Origin of the sequence: Nocardia sp. NPDC058480 (genome assembly GCF_042720495.1) — a bacterium.
Lineage (GTDB): Bacteria > Actinomycetota > Actinomycetes > Mycobacteriales > Mycobacteriaceae > Nocardia.
Map to the genome: position 1 here is coordinate 60,062 of NZ_JBHXMN010000005.1, position 21,292 is coordinate 81,353.

Here is a 21,292-nt window from a genome sequence, read left to right on the forward strand (position 1 = left end):
CCGCCTCCGGGCGCTGACCGCTCATGCCTGTGCGCCGCCGCCGATCTCGTGCCCGAGCGCCGCACCCAGCTTCTTCAGCAAGTCGATGGCCGCGTCGGCGATCACGGTGCCGGGCGGGAAGATCGCCGCCGCACCGGCCTCGTAGAGCTCGTCGAAGTCGCCGGGCGGGATCACGCCGCCGACGATGACCATGATGTCGGGGCGACCCACCTCGGCCAGTGCCTGCCGCAGCGCGGGCACCAGCGTGAGGTGACCGGCCGCCAGCGAGGACACACCGACGATGTGCACGTCGTTGTCGGCCGCCTGGCGGGCCACCTCTTCGGGCGTCTGGAACAGCGGGCCCACGTCGACGTCCATGCCGAGGTCGGCGAACGCGGTCGCGATCACCTTCTGGCCGCGGTCGTGTCCGTCCTGGCCCATCTTGGCGACCAGGATGCGGGGACGCCGACCCTCGGCCTCGCCGAATTCCTCCACCAGCGCGATGGCGGCGCCGATGTTGGTGGCCTTGCCTGCTTCGTCACGGTACACACCGGACAGGGTACGGATTTCGGCCTGATGACGGCCGTATACCTTCTCCAGCGCATCGGAGATCTCGCCGACGGTCGCCTTGGCGCGCGCCGCGTCGATGGCGAGCGCGAGCAGGTTGTTCGCCATACCACCTTCGGAAGACGCTGCCGCACGGGTCAATGCGGCAAGCGCTTGCTCGACGGCGACCGAATCACGTTCGGCGCGAAGCCGTTCCAGCTTCTCGATCTGCTCGGCACGCACCCGCGAGTTCTCGACCTTGAGGACCTCGACCGCGTGGTCCTCTTCGACCTGGTATTTGTTGACACCGATCACCGGCTGCTGCCCGGTGTCGATGCGGGCCTGGGTCCGCGCGGCGGCCTCTTCGATGCGCAGCTTCGGAATGCCTTCCGAAATCGCCTGTGCCATCCCGCCGTGCGCCTCGACCTCGGCGATGTGGGCGCGGGCCCGCTCGGCGAGCTGGTGGGTGAGCCACTCGACGTAGTACGAGCCGCCCCACGGGTCGATCGGGCGGGTGGTGTTGGATTCCTGCTGGATGAGCAGCTGGGTGTTGCGGGCGATGCGGGCGGAGAAGTCCGTCGGCAGGGCCAGGGCTTCGTCGAGCGCGTTGGTGTGCAGCGACTGGGTGTGCCCCTGGGTCGCGGCCATCGCCTCGATGCAGGTGCGCGCCACATTGTTGTAGGCGTCCTGCGCGGTCAGCGACCACCCCGAGGTCTGCGAATGTGTCCGCAGCGACAGCGATTTCGCGCTCTTGGGTTCGAACTTCGACACCAGCTCGCTCCACAGCAGACGCCCCGCGCGCAGCTTGGCGACCTCCATGAAGAAATTCATGCCGATGGCCCAGAAGAACGACAGGCGCGGCGCGAACTTGTCGACGTCCATGCCCGCGGCGATACCGGCGCGGATGTACTCCACACCGTCGGCGAGGGTGTAGGCCAGCTCCAGATCGGCTGTCGCACCGGCCTCTTGGATGTGGTAACCCGAGATGGAGATCGAGTTGAACTTCGGCATCTTCGCACTCGCGAAGGCGAAGATGTCGGAGATGATCCGCATCGAGGGCTTGGGCGGGTAGATGTAGGTGTTGCGGACCATGAACTCTTTCAGAATGTCGTTCTGAATGGTTCCGGCCAGCTGCTCGGGCGTCACGCCCTGCTCTTCGGCGGCGACGACGTAGAGCGCCAGGATCGGCAGCACCGCACCGTTCATGGTCATCGACACCGACACCTGGTCGAGGGGGATCTGGTCGAAGAGCTGGCGCATGTCCAGGATCGAGTCGATCGCGACACCGGCCATGCCGACGTCGCCTTGGACGCGGGGGTGGTCGGAGTCGTAGCCACGGTGGGTGGCGAGGTCGAAGGCGACCGAAAGCCCCTTCTGGCCCGCTTGCAGATTGCGGCGGTAGAAGGCGTTGGAGTCCGCGGCGGTGGAGAAGCCCGCGTACTGGCGGATCGTCCACGGCTGGTTCACGTACATGGTCGGGTACGGGCCGCGGAGGAACGGTGCGACGCCGGGCACGGTGTCGAGTGGATAGCCCTGCGCGACAACAGCATCGCGATCGGCCTTGGTGAACACCGGCGGAACGTCGATGCCCTCCGGGGTCGACCAGACCAGCTGCTCGGCAGTGGTGTGGTTTGCCGTCGCGGCATCGGCCACGAAGGCGCGCACCTGCTCGGCGTCGACGGCGGCCGGCGCGGGCGCGCGGTCGGTCAGCGGCACCTCGGCGAAGCTGCCGATGAGGTGCTCGACATTGGATGTGGTCATCAGGCTCCCACCTTCTCCAGCAGCTGCGACAGGACCGCGACCGCGTCGATGCGCAGGGCCAGGTACCCGTCGGGACGCTGCGTACCGCTGTAGTCCGCCACCGACTTCTCCGGTCCGGCCAGCAGCACGGTCTCGATTCCGGCGGCGCGCAGGGCGTCGGTCGCGGCCCCCGCCTGTTCGCCGTAGCGCTTGTCCGAACCGCACAGGACCGCGATGCGCGCACCGGACTCTGTCGCGGCGGCGCCGATTTCGTCGACCGCGAGCGGACCGGGGTTGACCGACTCGATGCCACCCGACGCCAGCACGTTCGCGGTGAAGATGGTGCGCGCGTTGTGTTCGGCGACCGGGCCGAGCGGGACGATCAGCGCCTTCGGGCGCGCGCCGTTGGCAGCCAGGTAGGCATCGGAACGGTTGCGCAGCGCCTCGAAGGCTGCACCGTAGCGCGCGTTCGGGCCGGGTTCACGGGCCTGCTCCGACAGCGGGGTCTCGGCGAGGTTGGGGAACTCGTTGACGCCGGTGACAGCGGTCCGGCGATGGGCTACGTCGGCGGCGCGGGTGGCGGCCGTCTCGGCGATCCGGGCCGCGAGCACACCGGCGTCGAGAGCGGCGAGGTAGCCGCCCGCCGACTCGAGCTCCTGCATGAATTCCCATGCCTTGGCCGCGAGTTCGTCGGTCAATTTGTCGACATACCAGGAACCGGCGGCCGGGTCCTGCACGTGCCCGAGGCGGGATTCCTCGAGCAGCAGCAGCTGGGTATTGCGAGCCAGGCGCTGGGAGAACGTCGTCGACACGCCGAGTTCGCCCGCGGGCAGGGCCGCGTCGAAGGGCAGCACGGTCACCGAATCGGCGCCGCCGACGCCGGCGCCGAACGCGGCGAGCGTGGTGCGCAACAGGTTCACCCAGGGGTCACGCTGGGTCATCATGGCGGCCGAGGTGACAGCATGCTGCGGCGCGGCGCCGAAGGCGGGAGCACCGGAGACCTGGGCGACTCGCGCCCACAGGCGCCGGGCGGCGCGGAACTTCACGATGGTCGCGAACTGGTCGTCGGTGGCCGCGAAGCGGAACTCGAGCTGACCGAACGCGTCGGCGATGTCGACCCCGGCGCCGGTGAGCAGGCGCAGGTAGGCCAGACCGGCCGCGACGGCGGCGCCCACTTCCTGCGCGTCGGCGGCACCGGCGTTATGGAAGGCGATGCCGTCCACCGTGATCGCGCGGACCGTCTCGGGCCGGGCGATCGCGCGCACGGCCAGCGCGACGGCCTCGGCCTGGTCGAGGTCTTCGGCGCCGGTGAAGGCGCTGGTCAGCGGGGCGGCGCCGAGGCCGACCCGGATCTGGGCGCGATCAGCGATCGAGTACCCGTCGAGCAGCTCGAACACCCGCTCGGCGGCAGCGCTGGTGGCCGCACCGGCCACCAGCGTCACCGGGGCCAGCTCGAACAGCACGCCACGCAGGGCGACAGGGATGTCGTCGACGGCGACACCGTAGGTGCCCGCTCCGAGCGCGATCGCGCTGACACCGTTCTCCAGACCGGTCAGGATCACCTGGTTGGTGGCCTCGGCGTCGTCCGCACCGGCGAACGCACCGACGAACCAGCCGCGCTGCGGATCACGCTCGGCGTCGCCACCGCGCACATACGGGAAGGCGCCGGGCAGCGGCTGCTCGGGCAGCTCGTCGCGACGGGTGTAGAGCGGGGCGATCGTCAGCCCGTCATAGGTGGTCTCGTCGAGCAGATGTTCCGGTTCGGCGGGGAGCTCGGAAGCCTCGACCCGTCGCGCTTTCGCCAGCACACCGGCCACGCCCTTGCGCCACGCGGCGTACTCGGGCACCGGATCCGGTGCGAGCCCCGCCCCGGACTCTGAACCAATCGGCATAGCTGCTGTTCTCTCTTCCGTTCGACGACCGCACCCCGGTGTGCTGCCGGTCCGTGAAATCCCACAAACGGGCACACAGCGAACCAGGATGTATCCGGTTCCCTCCTGATGCTATCTGTGACACCACGTCCGCTCACTCGGGCCATCCCCTACCGGCCGGTACGCTTACCCGAGTGTCCCGATTGATCCGTTCCCCGCGCCTGCTCATCGCACTGGCCGGGCTCGCCGCACTGTTCGTGCTGGCGATGATGGTTCCGTTGCCGGGCCCGCAGCAGATCCGCGACTGGGCCGGTGGCGCTGGGCCGCTGTTGCCGTTGTTGTTCTTCCTCTTCTATGCGGTGGTCGCCGTCGCACCCGTTCCGCGCACCGTGCTCACCGTGACCAGCGGCGTGCTGTTCGGTCCGATCCTCGGTTCGATCATCGCCATGGCCGCCACGGCGGTGAGCGCGACCGTAGCGCTGCTCGGGGTCCGCGCACTGGGCCGCGACCGGGTCGCCGAACACCTGACCCACCCGGCGGTGCGGGCGATCGATGATCGGCTGGCCCGGCGCGGTTGGCTCGCGGTGGCCGCGCTGCGGTTGATCGCCTTTGCCCCCTTCTCGATCGTCAACTACTGCTGCGGGTTGTCGTCGGTCCGGGTCGCCCCGTATCTCGTTGCGACACTGGCCGGTTCGGCCCCCGGCACGATCTCGACAGTGGTGTTGGCCGGTTCACTGGCAGGCGACAGCCACCCGATCGCGATCACCGTGTCGGCCATCTGCCTGTCGATCGGGCTGATCGGGCTGATCGTCGACCTTCGGCTCCCGGTCGACACGGCGGTTCCCGAGCCGGAGCCCGCCACCCCCTGACCGACGGCGCGCCTACTCCGAGCAGTGCGGATACGCCCGGATAATCCCAGCTCATGGCGATCACGGTGAGCCGCCGATCAGCACTCACACTCCTGGCCGGACTCCCGCTGGCGGCGGGCACGGCCCGCGCGCAGCCCTCGCTCGGTCCGGGAGTCGGCGTCGACCCGAACCGCACCCCGGTCCGCTACACGATGACCGCCTTCCGCACCGACAGCGATTCCACCCTCGCGGTCTACGAATCCACCGACGGCACCGACTTCACCCCGGTCAGCGAGCACGCCTACTCGCCGCCGGTCGGCCTGGTCCGCGATCCGAGCGTGCTGCTGCACACCGACGGTCACTACTACCTCACCTACACGATCGCCGGTGACGCCACCGCGATCGGCCTGGCCCGCAGCCGTGATCGGATCACCTGGACGTTCCTCGGCAATGTGCCGATGCTGGTGGCGGGCGGGCTCGAAGGCGCGTGGGCGCCGGAGTGGTACGCCGACGCGGCGGGGCGGGTCGCCATCATCGTGTCGCTGACCTGGGGGCACGGTTTCACCCCGCATCTCCTCATCCCACTCGATGCCGGGCTCACCACCTGGGCGCCGCCGGTGCCCATGCTCGGACTCGGTCCCGCCCGGCCCGGCTCGCTCGGCCATATCGACACCACGCTCGTCCGCCTGGACGGCCGCCTGTTCGCCTTCGTGAAGAACGAGGACACCAAGCTGATCGAACTCGCCGTCGCCGACCGGCCCGTCGGGCCGTACCGCGACATCGCGACAGGCGACTGGGCAGGCTGGGGTGGCCCACGGGAGGGCCAGTCGGTCGTCCGCCTCCCCGACGGCGGGCATCGCATCTACCTCGACGCCTATACCGAGGGCCGCTACTACTTCAGCGACAGCTACGACGGGTTCCGCACGTGGTCACCGCGGACCGAACTGCCTGGTCTGTCGGGCGTCGTCCGGCACGGCACGGTCCTGACCGAGTTCAGCTCGCTGATCTGAACTAAAACCCCATTACTCCAGGGGCACCTGGTTTAGGTTGTGATCCGGAACAAATTTGAAAGTGAGCTTCTTCACACCTCCCAGTTGTGAAGAAGTAATATTTCAGAAAACTCTCAGAGTTATAGACTCGGGATAGCCCAGGGTTCGCCAGCTACATCCGGTGCGGGATCCAGAGCAACACCCGGTGACGCGCCCGCGATCACCGAATCCCCTTCGCGCCGTTCTCGGCTTGCACTCCCATGAGGTGACCCGCCATGGAATACACCCATCTCTCCGAATTCCGGATCCGCTGCGGCGACCTGGTGATCTGGACCCCCGAACTCACCTCCGCCGACGCCTGGCGCGACGACGAGCGTCCCCTCGCGAGCGTCCACGAGCAGTACCTCGGCTTCCTCGATCCCGAGGACGCCCGGCCGGGCCGCGGCCGCTGGATCGGCACCATCTTCGAGATGGATGCCCCCCTCGACGCCGACGCCTGGGCCACCACCCTGCGACTGTGGCACGACCGCCACGAGGGTTTCCGCACCACCGTCGCCCCCACCGGTGACGGCGGCTACCACCGCGTGACCACCGCCCCCGGCACAGTCGGTATCACCGGCGCCGCGGTCACCGATCTCTCCGACGGCGACGACATCAACGAATACCTCTGCGACGCACTGGAATTGCGTCTGTCGGGGTTGACGTGGCCGCACCTGCTGGTGGCCACGGTAGCCCACGACACCGACGATTTCACCGTCCTGGTCGGCGCCGACCACTCGGTGCTCGATGCCTACTCCCAAGCCGTGCTCATCCTCGAGCTCCGCACCCTCTACACCGCGGTCACCACCGGCGGGGAGATCCGCGACTCGGCCACCTTCGGCAGCCCGGCCGACTACGCCGTGATCGAGCGCGCGGCCGCCGAGGAACTCGACCTCGACTCCCCCGCCGTCGCGGTCTGGCGCGAATTCCTCGGCGCACCGGGCTCGCCCATGCCCCGCTTCGGTGCCGACCAGGTCGCCGTCCTCGACGGTGAGCACGCCCAGCCCAGCGTCTCGCGCACGCTCATCGGCATCGAACAGCTCGAGGAAATCGAGGCGGCGCTCGATCGGCTCAAGCACCGGCTTTCGGTGACCGTGTTCGCCGCGCTGGCGATGGCCTCCCGGGAGACCTTCGGCGACGACCGGTTCCGCACGGTCATGCCGATCGCGACCCGGCCCGACCTCACCTGGCTCGAGTCGATGGGCTGGTTCGTCAATGTCGTCCCGGTCGACGTCACCCTGCCCCCCGGCGCGGACATGACCGTCGCGCTGCACGAGACCCGCGCCTCGCTCAAGCGTGCCCACCTGTGCAACGACGCATCCTGGGGCCGGTCCCTGGCGATGGTCGGCGCGGTGGAGGGCCCGACCTACGGTGCCTCCTTCCTCGACATCCGCATGCTGCCCGACTACGAATTGGTCGCCGACCTGCGTGGACGCACCTTGCGCGCGGTGTCGTACTCCACCGAAGAGGTGTACTTCTGGGTGGTGCGCGGCCCCGACGGCCTCTACGTCTCCACCCGGCACCCCGCAGGCCTGCCCGGTGAGGTGATGGAACGCTTCCTCACCGAGTTCGCCAGGGCCATGTACGCGGTGACCCTGGTCCCCGTCGAGACCACACCGGTCACCGACACCGCGGCAGCACTGAGCGCGGGCTGAGAATGCGTGCACTGCTGGCCTTCACCGGGAGCCGGGGCGACGCCCAGCCCGGCATTCTCCTGGCCCGCGAGCTGCTGGCTCGCGGGCACTCGGTGACGCTCGCGCTGTCCCCCAATCTCGTCGACTTCGCCACCGCGCACGGCATCGCCGCCGTCGGTTTCGGCCGCGACAGCGCCGAGCTGCTGCGCACCCAGCACGACGATCACCGTTTCCGTAGTCCGAACCCGCGTCAGCGGGTGCGTGCGGTGCTGGATCTGCAGCGGCGCGGGGTCGTCGAGGCGGTGCGTGACCTGCTGGTTCTCGCACCTGGTCACGATGTGCTCGTGACAGGGATGGCAGGCGAGGAAGCGGCCGAGAAGGCCGCGCGGCGCGTCGGATTGCCCCTAGCAGCAGTGCACTTCTTTCCGATCCATCCGAACCGGTCGGTGCCGGTCGTGCCCACCGCGTGGGGCGACCGGATTCCCGGGGCACTCAACCGGCGGATCTGGTCGGGCCTGCGCTGGGCACGTGATGCCGCGCTGGAACAGCCGCTCTCGGAGTTCGGGATCGTCGAACATCGGCTGCCCGACCGGGTTTCGATCCAGGCCTACGACGTCGACCTGTTTCCCGGACTGGCCGCCGAGCTACCGGATCGACACCCGGTGACCGGATTCGCCGTCGATGCCGACGGATTCCTCAGCGCTCCACCCGATCCCGCGCTGGCCGCCTGGCTCGGCGCCGGTTCGGCACCGATCTATGTCGGCTTCGGTTCGATGGCGGTCGACGATCCGGCCGCGCTGGTGGCGATGTTGCGTACGGTCTGCGCACGCCGCGGGCGCAGGCTGCTGCTGGCCGCGGGGTGGGCGGGCATCGACCCCGTCCAGTCCCCTGAGATGGCTGTCGTCGAGCAAGTCGACCATGCGTCGGTCTTCCCGCGTTGTCTGGCCGCGGTACACCACGGCGGCGCGGGCACCACCGCCGCCGCGCTGAGAGCCGGTGTCCCACAGGTGATCTGCGCGATCCAGGCCGACCAGCCGTACTGGGGCAGGGCGCTGGCACGGCTCGGCCTGGCAGGCACCGTGCGCGCCGCCGATCTCACCGAGACCGAGCTCACCACCCTGCTCGACCGAGTCGCCGACCCGAACGTGGTGTCGCGGGCAGCCGACTATGCGGGCCGGTTCGCGGAAACCGGGGTGGCACGTGCGGCCGACGAGGTGGAATCCCTTGTCCCCCTGTCGTTCCCGACTCCTGTTTCCATCCATGCCGGGAGGCTGCGGTGAGCACCGAAATCGCCGTCCGCACCAGCGGACTCGGTAAGTCCTACGGCGATTTCACCGCCGTCGGCAGCGTCGACCTCAGTATCGCGGCCGGATCGGTGTTCGCGATGCTCGGCCCCAACGGCGCGGGCAAGACCACCACCGTCCGCATGCTCGCGACGCTGATGCGACCGGATCGGGGCAGCGCCGAGGTGTTCGGTTACGACATCGTGCGCGAGGCGACCGCGGTGCGCTCGATGATCGGCCTCACCGGTCAGTACGCCTCCGTCGACGAAACCCTCACCGCCGGTGAGAATTTGCGCCTGTTCGGCCGGCTGCTCGGTCTGTCGCGGCGTGCTGCCGCCGGCCGGGCCGATGAACTCCTGGAGGAGTTCGAGCTCTCGGCCGTCGCGCGCCGCAGCGTCAGCGCGTTCTCCGGCGGCATGCGACGTCGCCTCGATCTGGCCGCGACGCTGATCACGGTGCCGCCGCTGATCTTCCTCGACGAGCCGACCACCGGCCTCGATCCGCATACCCGCGACCGCATGTGGGGCATCGTGCGCGGACTGGTCGCCCGCGGCGCCACCGTACTGCTCACCACCCAGTACCTCGAGGAAGCCGACGCACTCGCCGACCGGATCGCGGTCATCGACCGTGGCACGCTCGTCGCCGACGGCACACCTGCCGAACTCAAGTCCTCCATCGGCGAGCAGGTGCTGCGCCTGGACATCCCCGACACCGCCGACCTGCGCCGGGCCGAGGCGCTGATCCAGGAGATCACCGGCGAAGTGCCGGAAGGTTCGTCGACGGGGACGTTGACGGTCACCTTGCACGATGTCGCGCGCGGCGCCGACATCGTCGCCGCCTGCCGCGACGAGGGCATCACCCTGCGCGGTTTCGCGGTGGACCGGCCCGATCTCAACGAGGTGTTCCTGTCGCTGACCGGACACGCGCGCACCGTGGACGCGGCATGACGACCTTTCGCGAAAGTTCGAGTACGACCATGACTCTCACCACCGAGACGCCGAAGCAAGTGGTGCGCAAGCCACGCGTGACCCGCGTCAGCCCACTTGCGGCGCTGCGTCATTCGCTGATGATGGCGTGGCGCGGACTGCTCACCTTCCGGCACAGCCCGCAACTGCTCTACGACGCCCTCCTGCTGCCGATCGTCGGCCCGGTGCTGTTCGGCAGCATCTTCGGCACCGCCATCGCGGGCAGCATGGCGGCGTACCTGCCGATCATGATCCCCGGCGTGCTCGTCCAGATCGTGCTCACGTCCTCGGTCGCCACCGGCGTGCAGCTGTCCGAGGACATCCACTCGGGGGTCTTCGACCGTTTCGTCGCCATGCCGATCGCCCGATCCGCCCCGGTAGCCGGAGCATTGCTGGCCGGGGCGGTGCGCTACCTGATCGCGGCGACCACCGTCGTGATCGTCGGGTTCTGTATGGGCTACCGGCCCGAGCACACCGCCGGATTCCTGGCCGGTGCGGTGCTGGTCGTGTTCGCGACCACCGCGATCAGTTGGCTGTTCGCGTTCATCGGTGCCACCATCGCCCGCCCCGCCGCCGTGCAGGGCATGTCCATGCTGGTGCTCACCTTCCTCGGCTTCGCCTCCAATGCCCTGGTACCCGAGGAATCCATGCCCACCTGGATGCAGCACGTCTCCGACCTGAACCCGGTGTCCTACCTGGTCTCCGCGGTGCGCACCCTCGCCGCGGACGGCACCGTCGGCGCCGATGCCTGGTGGTCACTGGTCGCTTCGGTCGTCGTTGTCGCCGTCTTCGCGCCGCTGACGGTGCGCACTCTCCGTTCCCGCTAGGAGTCCTCAGATGACTGTCATCTCCCCCGCAGTCGCGGTAACCACCGAGCTCAACCGGATCACCGCCGACGACGACCTGTTCTTCAAACTGCACACTCTCTACCCGAACGCCCTGGTCAACCAGCTGGCCTACCGCTTCGACACGGTGCTGAGCCGAGACCTGCTCGCGGACTGGCACGCGCATCTGGCGACCGGGTTCATCGCGCGGCGGGTCCGCACCACCCGTTTCCCGATCGCCCGCGCGCACTGGGAGCCCGCCACCGAATCGCTGCCGCTGCGCTGGTCGGACACGCCGATTCCCGAGGACCGGATTCTCGACTGGTTCCTCGAGCAGGCCGCCGTCGAATTCGACCCCGAGCGCGGACTGGTGTGGCAACTCGCGGGCGCGCCTGCCGAGTCCGGTGGCACCGTGGTCACCCTGGTCGCCTCGCACGTGGCGTGCGACGGCGGCGCCATGATGCACGCGATCGTCGATTCCCTCGACCGGCTCAACCGCGGTGAGACACCCGACCGCCTCGCCAGCGCGGGCAGGCTCGTCGGCCCGGTGGCCGGCACGGGACGCTTCGCCGCCGACCTCGCCGATGCCCGCGGCCAGCTCGGCGCCGTCGCCCGTGGCGTGCGTGCGGCACGCCGGTCCCGCGGGGTCAGCGAACCGGCTCGCAATCCACGCCCGGCCGCGCCGCGGTTGCCGCATGCCGACACCTGGCAGGCCGCCGAGTCCATCGTCCAGCTCGATCTCGCCGAATGGGATGCCGTCGCCGCCGCGCACGGTGGAACCACCAACGGCCTGCTGATCGGCGTCGCTGTCGGGCTGCTCGGTCGTAGTGGCCGCGTCACCGACGGTGCCGAGGTGCGCGTCGACATACCGCATTCGATGCGCGAGGCCGACGATCCGCGCGCCAACGCCACCACCGGGCTGCCGATCAGCGTCGGCTACCGCGCGGGTGAACGCGCCGATCTGCCCGCGGTCCGCGCCGCGCTCAAAGCGGCGGGCCTGGCCTACGGCAATCCCGAGACCATCCCACCGATCCAGCACCTGCAACCGGTGCAGATGCTGTTGCCGAAGGTGGTGCTGCACAAGTTCGCCCGGACCGCCAAGGCGCCGGAATGCTTGTGCACCAACATGGGTCGCACAGCACAGAACATCGCGGTCCTCGGCTCGCACCGCGCGCGCGACGTCATCATGCGCCCGGTGGTCAATCCCGGCCCGGTCGAGTTGTTCCGTCAGGTAGAGGTCGGCGTCAATCTCGCCTTCTCCTGCGACGACGACACCGTGACACTCGTGGTCACCGGCGGTGACCCCGACCGTTTCCCGACCCGGGCCGCGCTGCGCGAGCTCCTGGCCGCCGAGTTCGCCGACTGGGGGCTGACGCCGCGGTTCTGGTAAGCGACTAGGAGGCTTCCTCGACGAATTCGGCTGCGTCCTCGACCTTTTCGATGCGCAGGGCGAACCGGAATCCGCACGACGCCTCCAGTGAGGCCGAACCTCGCTGCGGACGGTTGCGCACCTCGATCCTGACATCGATGTCGTCGAAACCGACGTGGAACCGATCCGCCATCCACAGTTCGGTGTGCCATGCCGTCTGCCCGGCGAGGAGGTCACCCGCGCCGGGACGGAACTCGCCGCGCCGCACACAGATCGGTGTGTGCCCATCGGTATCGGGCGCCAGATACAGCACCACGGGGCCGTGCATCTCGAGCAGCAGCCGCAGCACGCGCAGGGCATCATCGCTGGCTTCGACCGCACGGTGACGATGCCCTTCCTTGCGGCCGTGGGGATGTCGAACCATAGTGCGCTCCTCGCAGTTTTCTCGACGGTGATCATGCTCGGAGCACACTATGGTTGCGAAAGGTTGGTCCAGGGTTGGTATCGAGCCAACCTTGCGAAGATCACTCCCAGCCGCGGAATCGGATCGCGTCCCCGGCGTTGAGTACTGATATGGCACTCGAATCGGTTCGCTTCTCGATCCTGGACCGCTCGCGCGTACGGCGCGGGCAGGACCACGCAGACGCCCTGCGCGAGACCGTAGCCTTCGCGGTGCTCGCCGAACAGTGGGGCTACCACCGGTTCTGGGTCGCCGAGCATCACAGCGTTCCCGGTGTCGCCGGAACCGCGCCGACCGTGCTCGCGGCGGCGGTAGCGGCGGCCACCTCACGAATCCGCGTCGGCACCGGTGGGGTGATGCTGCCCAATCATCAGCCACTCGTCGTCGCCGAGCAGTTCGGCGTGCTCGCCTCGCTGTTCCCCGGACGCGTCGACATGGGCCTCGGCCGTTCGGTCGGATTCACCGACGGCGTCCGCCGCGCGCTCGGCCACGGTCTCGACGATGCCGACGATGTCGACGCGCGCCTCGACGAGGTCCTCGACTACTTCGAGACAGGCAGAGCCGGCGTGCACGCCGGCTCCGCGGAAGGCGCCGACGTCCCCGCGTTTCTGCTCGCCACCGGTTCCGGCGCCGAGCGCGCCGCACGATTCGGGCTACCCCTGGTGATCGCCCCGATCGCGGGCAGCCAGGCCATGGTGGCGGCGATCGAGCGGTACCGCGCCCTGTTCCAGCCCTCAGGTCGAGCCCAACGACCTTATGTCGTCGTCTCCGCGACGGTGGTGATCGCGGACTCGACCCAGCAGGCACATCGACTCCTCCTCCCCGAGGCGTGGGCGAGTGCCTACTCCCGCACACACGGCGAGTTTCCCGCGCTGATCCCACCCTCGGAGATCGACCCGGCGACGATGACCGACCGGCAGCGCCACCTCTTCGAACAGGCGCTCGGCAACCAGATCCACGGCACCGAGGACCAGGTGGCAGAAGCATTGGAGAACCTGGTGAGCCGCACCGACGCCGACGAAATCCTCGTCCACACCAGCACATTCGATCGTGCGGCGCGGCTGGATTCGCACCGGCGGCTGGCCCGCATCATCGGCCTGGACAGTTAGCCCCGTCGACAGATTTCGCGCGAGCACTTCTGCTCCGAAAACAAACCCGCTCGTCCGCCAATTCATTCGACGGCGTAAATGATCGTGAGGTCACTCACTACGCGAGCATCATCACGCAGCACAGCACCGCCGCGTCGACGGCCGTGCGACCGATAGCCTGACCTTTCCAGCGCGCTCACGAAGGCCGCTTTTCCTGGCAGTATGCGTGATCTACCCGGATTGCCACCGTTACCGTAACCCTTTGTCACACAAATGAAATCGACTCGAGTGCGCTAGATCACTGCGCACAGCGTGTGTGCACGAGGCCGGTAGGGTTCGATTTCACCGGCGATGAGAAATCGTCCGGGCCACCATTCTTCGACCGCATCCGGGAGCTCACGTGTCGCATTCGCGTTTCGAATCCATCGGGGCATATCTTCCGTCGAACATCTTGTCCACCACCGAATTGATCTCTCGGCTGAAAACGCCACCGGCATTCGATCTGGAGGCCATCACCGGCATCAAAGAACGTCGTGTGCGCGATACCCGACCGGAATCGCTCGAGGATTCGTTCACCCTTGCCCTCAACGCCGCGCAGGACTGCCTCGCGCGATCGCGCTACGCGCCGGGCGAGCTGGAGGTGATCATCTCCTGTTCGATCACCCGCAGCAACGACGGCACCCGCATGTTCATGGAGCCCTCGTTCGCGTCGACGATCGCCAAGGAGCTCGGCGCCGAGCAGGCCATCACCTTCGACGTCTCCAACGCGTGCGCCGGAATGCTCACCGGCGCCTACATTCTCGACCGGATGATCCGCTCCGGTGTGGTGCGCAACGGCATGGTGGTCAGCGGTGAGGCGATCACCCCCATCGCCGAAACCGCGGTGAACGAGATCACGGAGAAGTACGACCTGCAGTTCGCCTCGCTGTCGGTGGGCGACTCCGGGTGCGCGGTCGTGCTCGACCGCGCAGTCGACGACGCCGACAAGATCCACTACATCGAATTGCTCACCGCCGCAGAGCATTCGCACCTGTGCCTCGGCATGCCGAGCGACAAGTCCTCGGGCGTCGCGCTCTACACCGACAACCGCAAGATGCACAACGAAGCACGGTTCCTGCTCTGGCCCGATGCCCAGCGAGACTTCCTCGAACAGCAGGGCCGCGACTTCGCCGGTGAGCAGTTCGACTACATCATCCATCATCAGTTCGGCGCGGCCGCTGTGCCGTATATGAACGCAGTGGGTGCCCGTGAGTTCGGTGCCGCGATGCCCCCGGACCTGAATGTGATCGAGAAGTACGGAAACACCTCGACCACTTCACATTTCATCGTGCTGCACGATCAGCTCGCCGACGACAACATCGCGGCGGGATCGAAACTGCTCATGGTTCCGGCCGCGTCCGGCGTAGTCGCGGGCTTTCTGTCCACCACCATCTCCTCCCTGAAGGTCTGAGGTTTTCGCTATGGGCATCCGTCTCCGATCCGCCGCCATCTCCTACCCGAAGTTCTGAGGTTCGCCATGGGCATCCGTATCCGATCCACCGGAACCAGCAGGTCGACCGATACCAACAGCGTCGTCGAGCACAGCGGGCGCGCCGCCCGGCAGTGCCTAGAACAGGCCGGAGTCCGCCCCGACCAGGTCGGCGTGCTGATCAACACCGGGGTCTTCCGTGACTCGAACACCGTCGAACCGGCGGTGTCGGCACTGATCCAGAAGGCAGCGGGCATCGGGCTCGACTACACCAGGACCGATTCGCGGACATTCTCGTTCGACCTGATGAACGGCGCGGTCGGCGTCGTCAATGCCGTGCAGGTGGCCGGCTCGGTGTTGGCTACCGGCAGTACCGAGCACGTCCTGATCGTCGCGGGCGACACCCATCCCTCGTTGACCCGCTCCAGCGCTGACGCCGAATTCCCTTACGCCACCGCAGGTGCCGCGCTGCTGCTCGAGCAGGTAGACGGCCCCGAAGGCTTCGGCCCGGTGCACACCGCGACCGCGCCCGGCACTCCCGCAGCGCAGGCCTACGTCGACACCGCCACCATGGGCACCGTCGGCCGCACACTGATGACGATCGAACGCGACGCCGACTTCGAGGACCGAATCCTCACGGTCGCCACCGAAGTCGCGCAGTCCGCGCTCGCCGACCTCGACGGCGCCTCCGTCGCGTTGATCGCCTCCACCCCGAGCCCGCACTTCCCCAAGCGGCTCGCCGACGCGCTCGGCATCGACCAGGACGCGGTGCGGGTGCCCGACCTAGCCGACGGCGACCCCCACACTGCCGCGCTGCCGCTGGCCTATGCCCGCGCGAACGCTGCGGGCACTCTCGCCGGCTACACCCACGTGCTGTTCGTCGCGGCGGGGGCGGGCCCGTCCGCCGCCGCGACGCTGTACCGACTACCCGCGGAGACCACCGCGTGACGACGGCGACCTACTGGCAGACCATCGACCGATTCCGGGAACTCGCGCGCGAGGAGCCCGACCGCGAGGCGGTCATCCATCCCGACGGCAATACTGCCGACGGGCTACCCGGCTACCGCAGCATCTCCTACCGCGATCTCGATCGCTGGTCCGACGCCATCGCCGAACACCTCACCGGCTCCGGGGTAGGCAGCGGCACCCGCACCATCGTGCTCGTGCTGCCCAGCGCACAGCTGTACGCGATCCTGTTCGCGCTGTTGAAGATCGGCGCCGTGCCGGTGGTGATCGATCCGGGCATGGGCGTGCGCCGGATGGTGCACTGCCTGCGCGCCGTCGAAGCGGAGGCGTTCATCGGCATCCCGCAGGCGCACGCCCTGCGGGTGCTGTTTCCGCGCAGCTTCCGGCGGGTCCGCACCACGCTCACTGTGGGGCGCCGCTGGTTCTGGGGTGGACCGACGCTGGATTCGTGGCGCCGCACCCCCACCGAGGCGCTGCCCGAGCGAGTGCCCGCCGATCCGGACGAGTTGCTGATCATCGGCTTCACCACGGGCAGTACCGGTCCCGCCAAAGCCGTCGAACTGACCCACGGCAATCTCGCCGCCATGGTGGAACAGGTGCACGCTGCCCGAGGGCACACCCCACCCGACACCTCCCTCGTGACACTGCCACTGGTCGGCGTCCTCGACCTGCTCCTCGGGTCGCGCTGTGTGTTGCCACCGCTGATTCCGAGCAAAGTCGGCTCCACTGATCCGGCACACGTGGTCGATGCGATCCAGCGGTTCGGCGTGCGCACCATGTTCGCCTCGCCCGCGGTCCTCATTCCACTGCTGGCACGGTTGCGCGCGCATCCGGTCGAGGTGAAGTCGCTGGCCAGCATCTTCTCCGGCGGTGCTCCCGTTCCGCTCTGGTGTATCGCCGGATTGCGCGAAGTCTTACGACCCGACGTGGAGATCTACGCCGGATACGGCTCGACCGAGGCCTTGCCCATGTCGACGATCGAATCGCGGGAGTTGCTCGCCGGCCTGGTCGAACGAGCCAAGAGCGGCGAGGGCACCTGTATCGGACGACCCACCGATCGAGTGCGGGTTCGACTGCTGGCCATCACCGATGACCCGGTCGCGACCTGGGACGACACCGAACCACTCGGCGCAGGGGAGGTCGGCGAGATCGTGGTCGCGGGCCCGAATGTGAGTACGCGCTACTACTGGCCCGCGCACGCCAATACCGCGGGCAAGATCACCGACGGTGAGCAGGTCTGGCATCGCACCGGCGATCTGGGATGGCTCGACGAGCAGGGTCGAATCTGGTTCTGCGGGCGCAAGAGTCAACGGATCACCACCGCGCAGGGCCCGATGTTCACCGTGCAGGTCGAACAGGTCTTCAACGCGGTGACCGGAGTCTCGCGCACGGCACTGGTCGGCGTCGGCGCCCCCGGCACCCAGCGACCGGTTCTGTGCGTGGAGCTCGAGACCGGCGCCGATGGCGTGGCCGCACTCACCCGATTGCGCACGCGTGCAGCCGAATTCGACACCATCGCCCCGATCGCGGAGTTCCTCGTGCATCCGCGCTTCCCCGTCGATATCCGGCACAACGCCAAGATCGGCCGCGAACAACTCGCCCGCTGGGCCACGAAGAAACTGGACTCGCGACGATGAAGATCCTGGTCACCGGTGCGTCCGGATTCCTCGGCGGCGCCATCGTGCGCGCGCTGATCGCCGAGGGCACCCACGACGTCTCGATCCTGGTGCGGCGCACCAGCGTTCTCGACGATCTCGGCCCCGCCGCGGAGCTCGTCACGCTCGTCTACGGCGATCTCGCCGACGCGGCCTCGCTGAGCAGAGCCGCCAGCGGCATCGACGTGGTGATCCACAGCGCCGCGCGGGTCGACGAACGCGGCACCAGGGACCGTTTCTGGACCGAGAACGTCCGCGCCACCGAACTGCTCCTCGACGCGGCACGACGAGCCGGCGCGGGCCGCTTCGTCTTCATCTCGAGTCCGAGCGCCCTGATGGAACGTGACGGCGGCGATCAGGTCGACGTGGACGAGTCGCTGCCGTATCCGAGCCGCTACCTCAATCACTACTCCGAAACCAAGGCCGCCGCCGAACGTGCCGTACTCGCCGCTGACACACCGGAATTCACGACGGTGGCGCTGCGGCCGAGGGCGATCTGGGGCGCGGGTGACCGATCGGGGCCGATCGTGCGGCTGCTCGACCGGACCGCCGCGGGCTCCTTGCCCGACCTGTCCTACGGCCGCACCGTCGAGGCCTCACTGTGTCACGTGGACAACATCGTTCACGCCTGTCTGCTGGCGGTGACCTCGGACGCGGTGGGCGGCAAGGCCTACTTCATCGCCGATGCCGAAAAGACCGATGTCTGGGGATTCCTCGGTGCGGTTGCCACTCGGCTGGGACTGCAGGCACCCACCCGCCGGCCGAATCCCCGTGCACTCGCCGCCGTGGTCGCGACGATCGAAACCGTGTGGCGCATACCGGCTGTGGCGAATCGCTGGTCACCGCCATTGTCGCGCTACGCCGTCGCTTTGATGACGCGCACCGCCACCTATGACACCAGCGCGGCCCGCCGCGATCTCGGCTACGCGCCGGTGATCGACCGCGATGCCGGGTTGAACGGATTCCTGTCGTGGCTCGACGACCAGGGCGGCATCGAGGTCCTCGCCGAGAACCTCCGGTAGTTCGCGCACTCGCGATCACCGTCGCGCTCGCCATCGAGGAATACCGGTGGACCGCGAACCTGCGTCGAGGGCTGCGCCACCTCCTTCGCGACCGACACCCCTAGGAGCTTCAAGATGAACGGCAGCAAGGCATTTCGTCGCCCTGTGTCGACAACCGAGCGGATGTACTTCCCCATGCGGGAGCTGGCACCGCCCTTTCTCATGCAACTGGTGGTTCCCGGTTCGGGCAACATCGCCCCGGAGGCATTGCGCCAGGCGGTAATCATGGCCGCGGACGCGACTCCCGGCGCGCGGCTGCGACGGCACGGCGCCGAGTGGATCGACAGCGGGATCGCCCCGGCCGTGCGCGTGGTGGACGGCCACCGACTGAGCTACCCCGCCCTCGAGGCCGATCCCGTCCTCACCAGTGGGATCGGGCCGACACCCGATGCCACCGTCGAGGTGCTCCTGCTCACCGGCGCGCCGACGACGCTGATCTTCCGTGTTTTCCACGGCGTGATGGACGGCATCGGCATGGTGGCATGGGTGACGAACGTGCTGCGCGCACTACGTGGCGAGGATCCCGTTCCCCAGCCCGATCCGGTCGCCGACCAGGAACTCGTGGCGAAGGTGGGCGCTCCCGGCAGGCCGACCCCGATGATTCCGCGCTACCGCAGCGCCGTCGGCCGAGGTCGACAGCACCGCGACCTCGCACCGCATCTACTCCGCCACCGCCGCATCGAGGCCGCCGGTCCCGGCGCGCTGGCCCGGGTCTGTGCCTTGCTGGCCGCCGAAACCCCGGGCACCTCGCGCATCATGATGCCCGTCGACCTGCGTCGCCACGACCCCACGCTGCGCTCCACCGCCAACCTCGCGCTCCCACTGTTCCTCGATATCGAACCCGGACGCGACTGGACCGCGATCAAGGACCAGATCAAGGCGGGACTGCGCGAACGGCGCGAGCTGAATCAACTGGCCAGCACCCGCATCACGCTGGTGCCCGACCCGGTCAACCGCGGCGTGCTGCGCACCACGAACTGGCTCGGTGCCCGCCTCGGCCGAAACCTGGCCTCCGCCACCGTGTCCCACATGGGTCGCTTCACCGCCGAGGACCTCGCGGTCCCCGGCTTCCGTCCGACCGGGCTGTTCGTCCTCCCGCAGCACAGCGTCGCCATGCCCCTGCTGTTCGGGCTGACCGAATTCGACGGCCACACCGACCTGACCGTGTCGGCACGCAACGGTGCCGGTATCGAAGCCCGCCTCGAAGCCCTTCTCGACCGCATCGTCGCCATGCTCGAGCTAGCCGGGTAACCCCGGTACCAGCGCATTGACGGCTACCGCGACTATCGTGGAGCCGTGGGCATCATGGGCGAGCTGTTTCCGGGCAAGAAGCTGCAGAACGAGGGCAGCGGCGACAGCGACGGCCAATCCCACGAACCCCGCCTCGACGTCGACCTCGACGCCGGTGTAATCCGGGTCTCCGGTCCCGTCGGGCCGACCGAACTCGACTGACCCGAATCGGGCCCCTTTTCGCTCACCCCTGCGCGCAATCATTGTGCCCGCGGGCTCTGGTCGCGATAGTTCTCGGCACGTCGTCGAGCAGGAGGCCACCATGACCGCCACCGAACCACCACGTTCCGGCGCGCAGGCCGTCGACCGAGCCGTCTTCGTGTTGAACTGCTTCCAGGGTGGCGATCCGGAACTGTCGCTCAGCGAGCTCGCGCAGCGGGCGGGGTTTCCGGTGAGTACCACGTTCCGGCTGGCGCAGGCACTGGTGCGTGGCCGGTTGCTCGACCAGGATCCGGCGACGGATCGCTACCGGATCGGGCACGGTCTGGCCTGCCTGGCGCGACCCGCGCTGTCGCGGCTCGGGCTGGATGCCGCGGCGCCCCACCTGTACGCGCTGGCGGCGGGCATCAAGATCACCGTCAGTCTCAGCGTTCCCGACGCGGACGAGGCACTCACGCTCTTCCAGGCGCGGCCACCGATCCACTTCTGCCACAACCAGATTCCGCAGGAGCGCCGACCGTTGCGGGCCAGTGCCGTCGGTCACGCACTGCTCGCCCACACCACCGCCGCCGACGGCGCGCTGTTCGACACGGTCCGCCGTCGCGGGTTCGCCGTCGAGGAGATCGACAGCGAGGAGCCGATCCGCGCGATCGCGGTCCCCGTGCTCGGCCCGGACAAACAGGTGTGGGGCGCGCTCGGTGTGCAGGCACGCGCGGTGCGCCTCGATCACGATCTCGTGCGCGCGGTCATTCCCGCCATGCACCGGATAGCGGTGCGCATCGGCCCGTATTTCCACACCGCGGCCGCTGGTGACGGATTCGGCGCAGCATGATTTTCACGATGTGGAAACAGTATTGCCGAGCCGATATCACCAAGCGCACTATGTAATCCGATGCGACGTCGAAAAGATGTCGCACCCGGCACCGAAAGTCCCGACATGATCGAATCCCCCGCGCTCGTCCGCCGTCGAACGGTGGACTTGATGCGCCTGTCCCCCGGATCCTGTCGCAGCTGATGTAGCGGCGACATTCCTTCCGTCGCCGAACTCCTCTTTCTGA

Annotated in this window: 18 protein-coding genes; 15 read left to right on the top strand and 3 right to left on the bottom strand. The window is 68.4% G+C overall.

All coding sequences use genetic code 11. From position 1 onward, the window contains the following. Positions 1-21: 21 nt before the first annotated feature. The gene (gene scpA, locus ACFWO8_RS14495; protein ID WP_378949936.1) at positions 22-2,286 is read right to left on the bottom strand and encodes a methylmalonyl-CoA mutase; all 2,265 of its coding nucleotides are present in this window, start codon (positions 2,284-2,286) and stop codon (positions 22-24) included. Next, positions 2,286-4,157 carry a methylmalonyl-CoA mutase family protein gene (locus ACFWO8_RS14500; RefSeq protein WP_378949938.1) on the bottom strand — a complete coding sequence of 624 codons (1,872 nt, stop codon included), beginning with the start codon at positions 4,155-4,157 and terminating at the stop codon, positions 2,286-2,288. The genes scpA and ACFWO8_RS14500 overlap by 1 nt, the downstream gene beginning before the upstream one ends. 173 nt (positions 4,158-4,330) lie before the next feature. On the opposite strand from ACFWO8_RS14500, the gene ACFWO8_RS14505 reads away from it, so the two are divergent. The 7 genes from ACFWO8_RS14505 to ACFWO8_RS14535 all read left to right on the top strand — a co-directional run bounded on the left by ACFWO8_RS14505 (position 4,331) and on the right by ACFWO8_RS14535 (position 12,108). Then, positions 4,331-5,005 (top strand): TVP38/TMEM64 family protein, encoded by a 675-nt coding sequence (locus tag ACFWO8_RS14505; protein ID WP_378949940.1) that lies wholly within the window; start codon positions 4,331-4,333, stop codon positions 5,003-5,005. A gap of 53 nt (positions 5,006-5,058) precedes the next feature. Then, positions 5,059-5,994: a hypothetical protein gene (locus ACFWO8_RS14510; protein WP_378949942.1), complete on the top strand. Its 936-nt coding sequence runs from the start codon at positions 5,059-5,061 to the stop codon at positions 5,992-5,994. Positions 5,995-6,248: 254 nt separating this feature from the next. Further along, positions 6,249-7,667: a condensation domain-containing protein gene (locus ACFWO8_RS14515; protein WP_378949944.1), complete on the top strand. Its 1,419-nt coding sequence runs from the start codon at positions 6,249-6,251 to the stop codon at positions 7,665-7,667. Positions 7,668-7,669: 2 nt separating this feature from the next. Further along, the gene (locus tag ACFWO8_RS14520) at positions 7,670-8,926 is read left to right on the top strand and encodes a glycosyltransferase (RefSeq protein ID WP_378949946.1); all 1,257 of its coding nucleotides are present in this window, start codon (positions 7,670-7,672) and stop codon (positions 8,924-8,926) included. Next, on the top strand, positions 8,923-9,876 hold the full coding sequence (locus ACFWO8_RS14525; protein WP_378949948.1) for an ATP-binding cassette domain-containing protein: 954 nt from the start codon (positions 8,923-8,925) through the stop codon (positions 9,874-9,876). Before ACFWO8_RS14520 ends, ACFWO8_RS14525 begins: the two co-directional genes overlap by 4 nt. A gap of 29 nt (positions 9,877-9,905) precedes the next feature. Then, positions 9,906-10,721 (top strand): ABC transporter permease, encoded by an 816-nt coding sequence (locus ACFWO8_RS14530; RefSeq protein WP_378949951.1) that lies wholly within the window; start codon positions 9,906-9,908, stop codon positions 10,719-10,721. A 10-nt stretch (positions 10,722-10,731) separates the two neighbouring features. Continuing rightward, complete coding sequence (locus ACFWO8_RS14535) at positions 10,732-12,108, top strand: hypothetical protein (RefSeq protein ID WP_378949953.1); 1,377 nt, start codon at positions 10,732-10,734, stop codon at positions 12,106-12,108. A gap of 4 nt (positions 12,109-12,112) precedes the next feature. Here ACFWO8_RS14535 and ACFWO8_RS14540 read toward each other — a convergent pair whose 3' ends face one another. Then, positions 12,113-12,511, bottom strand: coding sequence for a DUF779 domain-containing protein (locus tag ACFWO8_RS14540; RefSeq protein ID WP_378949955.1), 399 nt, complete (start codon positions 12,509-12,511; stop codon positions 12,113-12,115). 149 nt (positions 12,512-12,660) lie between these two features. Here ACFWO8_RS14540 and ACFWO8_RS14545 point away from each other — a divergent pair, with 149 nt between their 5' ends. The 8 genes from ACFWO8_RS14545 to ACFWO8_RS14580 all read left to right on the top strand — a co-directional run bounded on the left by ACFWO8_RS14545 (position 12,661) and on the right by ACFWO8_RS14580 (position 21,066). Continuing rightward, on the top strand, positions 12,661-13,656 hold the full coding sequence (locus ACFWO8_RS14545) for an MsnO8 family LLM class oxidoreductase (RefSeq protein WP_378949957.1): 996 nt from the start codon (positions 12,661-12,663) through the stop codon (positions 13,654-13,656). Between the two features lie 379 nt (positions 13,657-14,035). Beyond that, a complete protein-coding gene (locus ACFWO8_RS14550; protein WP_378949959.1) occupies positions 14,036-15,085 on the top strand; it encodes a 3-oxoacyl-ACP synthase III family protein in 1,050 nt (349 codons plus the stop codon). 66 nt (positions 15,086-15,151) lie between these two features. Next, the gene (locus ACFWO8_RS14555) at positions 15,152-16,051 is read left to right on the top strand and encodes a hypothetical protein (protein WP_378949961.1); all 900 of its coding nucleotides are present in this window, start codon (positions 15,152-15,154) and stop codon (positions 16,049-16,051) included. Then, complete coding sequence (locus ACFWO8_RS14560; RefSeq protein ID WP_378949963.1) at positions 16,048-17,706, top strand: fatty acid CoA ligase family protein; 1,659 nt, start codon at positions 16,048-16,050, stop codon at positions 17,704-17,706. The genes ACFWO8_RS14555 and ACFWO8_RS14560 overlap by 4 nt, the downstream gene beginning before the upstream one ends. Further along, positions 17,703-18,746 carry an NAD-dependent epimerase/dehydratase family protein gene (locus ACFWO8_RS14565; RefSeq protein ID WP_378949965.1) on the top strand — a complete coding sequence of 348 codons (1,044 nt, stop codon included), beginning with the start codon at positions 17,703-17,705 and terminating at the stop codon, positions 18,744-18,746. The genes ACFWO8_RS14560 and ACFWO8_RS14565 overlap by 4 nt, the downstream gene beginning before the upstream one ends. A 114-nt stretch (positions 18,747-18,860) precedes the next feature. Continuing rightward, positions 18,861-20,036 (top strand): peptide synthetase, encoded by a 1,176-nt coding sequence (locus tag ACFWO8_RS14570; protein WP_378949967.1) that lies wholly within the window; start codon positions 18,861-18,863, stop codon positions 20,034-20,036. Between the two features lie 45 nt (positions 20,037-20,081). Next, entirely contained in the window at positions 20,082-20,237 is a 156-nt protein-coding gene (locus ACFWO8_RS14575; RefSeq protein ID WP_378950968.1) for a hypothetical protein, read from the top strand. A gap of 100 nt (positions 20,238-20,337) precedes the next feature. Beyond that, entirely contained in the window at positions 20,338-21,066 is a 729-nt protein-coding gene (locus ACFWO8_RS14580; protein ID WP_378949970.1) for an IclR family transcriptional regulator, read from the top strand. Positions 21,067-21,292: the final 226 nt, after the last annotated feature.

What these genes read in the sequence shown, in the direction of transcription:
- scpA (WP_378949936.1), bottom strand. Translation starts at nt 2,286, where the DNA reads ATGACCACATCCAATGTCGAGCACCTCATCGGCAGCTTCGCCGAGGTG.
- ACFWO8_RS14500 (WP_378949938.1), bottom strand. Translation starts at nt 4,157, where the DNA reads ATGCCGATTGGTTCAGAGTCCGGGGCGGGGCTCGCACCGGATCCGGTG.
- ACFWO8_RS14510 (WP_378949942.1), top strand. Translation starts at nt 5,059, where the DNA reads ATGGCGATCACGGTGAGCCGCCGATCAGCACTCACACTCCTGGCCGGA.
- ACFWO8_RS14515 (WP_378949944.1), top strand. Translation starts at nt 6,249, where the DNA reads ATGGAATACACCCATCTCTCCGAATTCCGGATCCGCTGCGGCGACCTG.
- ACFWO8_RS14520 (WP_378949946.1), top strand. Translation starts at nt 7,670, where the DNA reads ATGCGTGCACTGCTGGCCTTCACCGGGAGCCGGGGCGACGCCCAGCCC.
- ACFWO8_RS14530 (WP_378949951.1), top strand. Translation starts at nt 9,906, where the DNA reads ATGACTCTCACCACCGAGACGCCGAAGCAAGTGGTGCGCAAGCCACGC.
- ACFWO8_RS14535 (WP_378949953.1), top strand. Translation starts at nt 10,732, where the DNA reads ATGACTGTCATCTCCCCCGCAGTCGCGGTAACCACCGAGCTCAACCGG.
- ACFWO8_RS14540 (WP_378949955.1), bottom strand. Translation starts at nt 12,511, where the DNA reads ATGGTTCGACATCCCCACGGCCGCAAGGAAGGGCATCGTCACCGTGCG.
- ACFWO8_RS14545 (WP_378949957.1), top strand. Translation starts at nt 12,661, where the DNA reads ATGGCACTCGAATCGGTTCGCTTCTCGATCCTGGACCGCTCGCGCGTA.
- ACFWO8_RS14555 (WP_378949961.1), top strand. Translation starts at nt 15,152, where the DNA reads ATGGGCATCCGTATCCGATCCACCGGAACCAGCAGGTCGACCGATACC.
- ACFWO8_RS14565 (WP_378949965.1), top strand. Translation starts at nt 17,703, where the DNA reads ATGAAGATCCTGGTCACCGGTGCGTCCGGATTCCTCGGCGGCGCCATC.
- ACFWO8_RS14570 (WP_378949967.1), top strand. Translation starts at nt 18,861, where the DNA reads ATGAACGGCAGCAAGGCATTTCGTCGCCCTGTGTCGACAACCGAGCGG.
- ACFWO8_RS14580 (WP_378949970.1), top strand. Translation starts at nt 20,338, where the DNA reads ATGACCGCCACCGAACCACCACGTTCCGGCGCGCAGGCCGTCGACCGA.